The organism is Actinomadura logoneensis (genome assembly GCF_003428695.1).
Taxonomy (GTDB): domain Bacteria; phylum Actinomycetota; class Actinomycetes; order Streptosporangiales; family Streptosporangiaceae; genus Spirillospora; species Spirillospora logoneensis.
Genome location: NZ_QURH01000101.1, coordinates 1 through 3397, shown reverse-complemented (window position 1 = coordinate 3397; position 3397 = coordinate 1). Strand labels below are relative to the sequence as shown.

The 3397-nt window shown below is 76.8% G+C and carries 7 protein-coding genes; all 7 read left to right on the top strand.

Annotated features, from left to right (window positions below):
- A partial coding sequence (locus tag DZF91_RS39460) for a DUF6286 domain-containing protein (RefSeq protein ID WP_235834094.1) occupies positions 1–232 on the top strand: 232 nt, incomplete at its 5' end.
- Between the two features lie 41 nt (positions 233–273).
- Entirely contained in the window at positions 274–918 is a 645-nt protein-coding gene (locus DZF91_RS05110) for a hypothetical protein (protein ID WP_117356338.1), read from the top strand.
- Between the two features lie 380 nt (positions 919–1298).
- Positions 1299–1772, top strand: coding sequence for an Asp23/Gls24 family envelope stress response protein (locus DZF91_RS05105; protein WP_117356340.1), 474 nt, complete (start codon positions 1299–1301; stop codon positions 1770–1772).
- A complete protein-coding gene (locus DZF91_RS05100; protein ID WP_117356337.1) occupies positions 1769–2323 on the top strand; it encodes a hypothetical protein in 555 nt (184 codons plus the stop codon). The genes DZF91_RS05105 and DZF91_RS05100 overlap by 4 nt, the downstream gene beginning before the upstream one ends.
- Complete coding sequence (locus tag DZF91_RS05095) at positions 2320–2568, top strand: hypothetical protein (protein WP_117356336.1); 249 nt, start codon at positions 2320–2322, stop codon at positions 2566–2568. Before DZF91_RS05100 ends, DZF91_RS05095 begins: the two co-directional genes overlap by 4 nt.
- Before the next feature lie 18 nt (positions 2569–2586).
- Positions 2587–2796 carry a hypothetical protein gene (locus tag DZF91_RS05090; protein WP_407920883.1) on the top strand — a complete coding sequence of 70 codons (210 nt, stop codon included), beginning with the start codon at positions 2587–2589 and terminating at the stop codon, positions 2794–2796.
- Positions 2797–2899: 103 nt separating this feature from the next.
- On the top strand, positions 2900–3397 hold a 498-nt coding region (locus DZF91_RS05085; protein ID WP_328589121.1), incomplete at its 3' end, for an Asp23/Gls24 family envelope stress response protein.

Here is a 3397-nt window from a genome sequence, read left to right as displayed (position 1 = left end):
GCTGCGCCGCGCGCTCGCCGACGCCGCGGCCGAGGTGTCCGGCGTCGACCGGGTGCGGGTGCGGTTGCGCGGCAGGTGGCGCCCGCGCGTCTCGGTCCGCGCGTGGACCCGGTACCGCAACCCGGCCGGGGGCGCCGACCTCGTCCGGCAGGCCGTCCGCGCCCGGCTGGACGGCTTCGACCTCATGCGGGACCGGCGCGTCGTCGTCCGCCTCCGCTGGCGCGACGAGTGACCCGCCGCGCGGCGGGCGGGGGACGACGGAGAGGGGCTGGGATGCGGATCGTGGCGGGGCTGACCGGGATGCTGCTGCTCGCGGGCGGGGTGCTCGCGCTGTGCGCGGCGTCCGGCGCGTTCGGGACGGACGTGGCGGCGACGCCGGTGCTGTCCCCGGCGGTCGAGCGGTACGTCGCCGGTCATGACTGGTTCTGGCCGGCGGCCGGGGCGGTCGCGGAGTTCCTGGCGCTGGCGGGCCTGGTCGGGCTCGGCGGGACGTTCTGCGGGGTGCTGCGGCGCCGCCGTCCGGCCATGGACGGCGCGACCCGCGCGCACGCCCGCGACGCGTCCGAGGACCTGGTGCGGGACGTGGCGCGGCTGCCGGGCGTCCGGGGCGTGCGGGTGCGGCTGACCGGCACGGCGTGCCGGCCGCGCCTGGCGCTGACCGTGGAGTGCGCGTCGGACGCGCGGCCGGGCGACGTGCACGCGGCGCTCGGCGGCGAACCGGCGGTCCGGTTCCGCGACGCGCTGGGCATGCAGAACCTGGTCGTCGCGGTGCGTTACCGGCTGGTGGACGACTCCGATCCGCTCGCCGTCCCCAGCGAGGCCGAGGTGGAGGCCGCCGTGGTGCCGCGCGCCCGCCGCCGCCTGCGCCGGGGGCCGGACGGCGGCCGGGAGCCGATCGCCGAGCGTGACGCCGGGTAGGGAGTCGTGTCGCTGGGTAGGGATATGACCAGGTCAGGGGCTTGACGGCCGCCTGACCGCCGTAGGCGTCGGGGCCGCGTGGCCCTCGGACGTCCCATGCTCTGGTCGGCCGTCCCACGGCTGTGGACCGGTGGCGCACGCGCGCCATCGGTCCTTTGTGTAGTTAATCGTCTTTGGTGGTCTCTTGCCTTGTATGACGGTTTTCCTGTCACGGAACGTGAGCATGAAAACGGCACATCACGAGGCGACAGGGGGAAATCGCCGTGAGTCCACAGAGCGGGCAGCAGGCCACCAGGGAAAGGCCGGTGGACGGGCTGCCGAACCAGCAGGCGCGGCCCGGTGCGGAACGCAAGACCGCGTCCGCGGGAAAGCCGGGGCCGATGGGTGAGACGAACGCAGGACGGGCGGTCGCGCAGAAGGAGAACGGCGCATTGGTCAGTGACACGGGCCGGACCAGGATCGCCGACGGTGTGGTGGCGAAGATCGCCGGCATGGCGTCCCGCGAGGTCGGAGGCGTCTACGCGATGGGCGCCGGGATGGCCAGGACGTTCGGGTCGGTGAAGGAGCGCATCCCGGGCGTCGGGGTCAGCGTGACCCAGGGCGTCGCGGTCCAGGTCGGGGAGCGGCAGGCCGCCGTGGACATCGACCTGGTCGTGGAGTACGGGGTCGTCATCCCCGAACTCGCCCGCGCCGTCCGGGAGAGCGTGATCCACCAGGTCGAGCAGATGACCGGGCTGGAGGTGGTCGAGGTCAACATCACCGTCGACGACGTCCACCTGCCGGGCGAGAACGGCAACAGCAACGGCGGCGGCGACCAGCCGGACGCCGACAGGCCGTCGCCGCGGGTGCAGTGACCGGCACGGCGCCCGTCCCGGCGCCGGGGGCGGGGTCCTCGGGTTCCCCGGGGGTCTCGTCCGCGGACCTCGCCGAGCGGGTCGCCGCCGCCGTCACCGCGCTGCCGGACGTGGCGGGCCTGTCGACCGGCCGGTCCGCCATGCTGGTGACCTACCGCGTGGGGGCGCCGGTGACCGGCGTGGCCGTCCGGGACGACGCCGTCGAGATCGGCGTGGTCGCCCGGTTCGGGCGTCCGCTGGGGCAGATCGCCGACGAGGTGCGCGCCGTCGCCGAGCCGCTGGCGGACGAGCGCCGGGTGGACGTCCTGATCGCCGACATCATCGACGAGTCCGGAGCCAGGGAGGTCGGCGCGCGCAAGCCCGCCATCGCCCTGCCCGGCGGCGAACCCCGCGACAAGCCTGCGGGGGAGTCCGCCGGGAAGGCAGGCGGCCGGTCCGCCGGGGAGGGCTCCGGAGGGCAGAGCCCCGCCGGGGAGAAGCCGGCGGAGAAGAATCCCGCCGCCGGGAAGAAGGCGGGCGGGGACGGCGGCGCGGGAGATCGGGCTGGATGAGTCCGGGCGAGGAGACCAGGTCGGAGCGCGCGGCGTTCCGGGCCTGGGTCCGCGCCCACCATCCGGATCTCGGCGGGGATCCCGAGGCGTTCGCCGCGGGGCTCCGGCGGCGCGGCGACGACGGACGGGCGCGCGCGGACACGTTTCCGGACGCGCCCGTCGTCGGCGTCCACCGGCGGCACGGTCCGGTCGCGGCGGTGCTGCGCTGGCGCTACCGCCGCCGCCGGGCGCGGCGGCTCCGATAGCGGCTCAAGGGGGAGAACATGAACGGAATCTCGATCTGGTCCATGGTGGGCCTGGGGTTCGGGACGGCGCTCGGCTTCGCCGGCGTGTTCGGCGGGCTGGGCGGGTTCCTGCTGGTCCTGGTGCTCGGCGTGGTGGGCCTGCTGGTCGGGCGCGCCGTCGCGGGCGAGATCGACCTCGCCGGGGTCTGGGACTCGCTCGGCAACAGCCGGAAGCGGCCGACGGCATGACCCGCCGTCCCGGGAGGCGCCGGCCGGGTCCGGGGGAGGGGCGGTCGCGACCCGCGGCCGGGCCGCCGCCGCGCCCACGCCCGCGTCCGGACGCGGCTCGACGCTGATCACCGACCGCGTGATCACCCGCGTGGTCGGCCGGGCGGCGGGCGAGGCGGCCGGGGTGCGCGGACCGGACCGGTCCGTCCTCGGCGTGCGCGTCGGCGGGGGCGGCGACACCCGCGCCCGCGTCACCGTGGACGGCGACCGGGTGACCGCGCACGTGTCCGCGTCGGTCGAGTACCCGGCGCCGGTGCGGCAGGTGGCCCGGCGCATCCGCGAGCTGGTCGGCACGCGCGTCCGCGAGATGACCGGCATGACCGTCGATCGGGTGGACGTCGAGGTCGCCGAGTTCGACCGCACCGACGGCACCGGCCGCGGCGGACGCACGGGCCGCGGCGGTGACACCGGACGCGGCGGTGACACCGGACGCGGCGGAGGCGGAGGCGGGGGCGCCGACCCGCAGCCCGACGGGGACGCCCGGTTCGACGGCGACCCGCGGTTCGGCGGCGAACGCCCCGGCGCGGACGGGCCCCACGGCGGCGCGGAGGGCGCGCACGGC

Excerpts from the sequence above, each read along its gene's own strand:
- DZF91_RS05105 (WP_117356340.1), top strand. The coding sequence starts at position 1,299 with ATGGGTGAGACGAACGCAGGACGGGCGGTCGCGCAGAAGGAGAACGGC.
- DZF91_RS05095 (WP_117356336.1), top strand. The coding sequence starts at position 2,320 with ATGAGTCCGGGCGAGGAGACCAGGTCGGAGCGCGCGGCGTTCCGGGCC.
- DZF91_RS05090 (WP_407920883.1), top strand. The coding sequence starts at position 2,587 with ATGAACGGAATCTCGATCTGGTCCATGGTGGGCCTGGGGTTCGGGACG.
- DZF91_RS05110 (WP_117356338.1), top strand. The coding sequence starts at position 274 with ATGCGGATCGTGGCGGGGCTGACCGGGATGCTGCTGCTCGCGGGCGGG.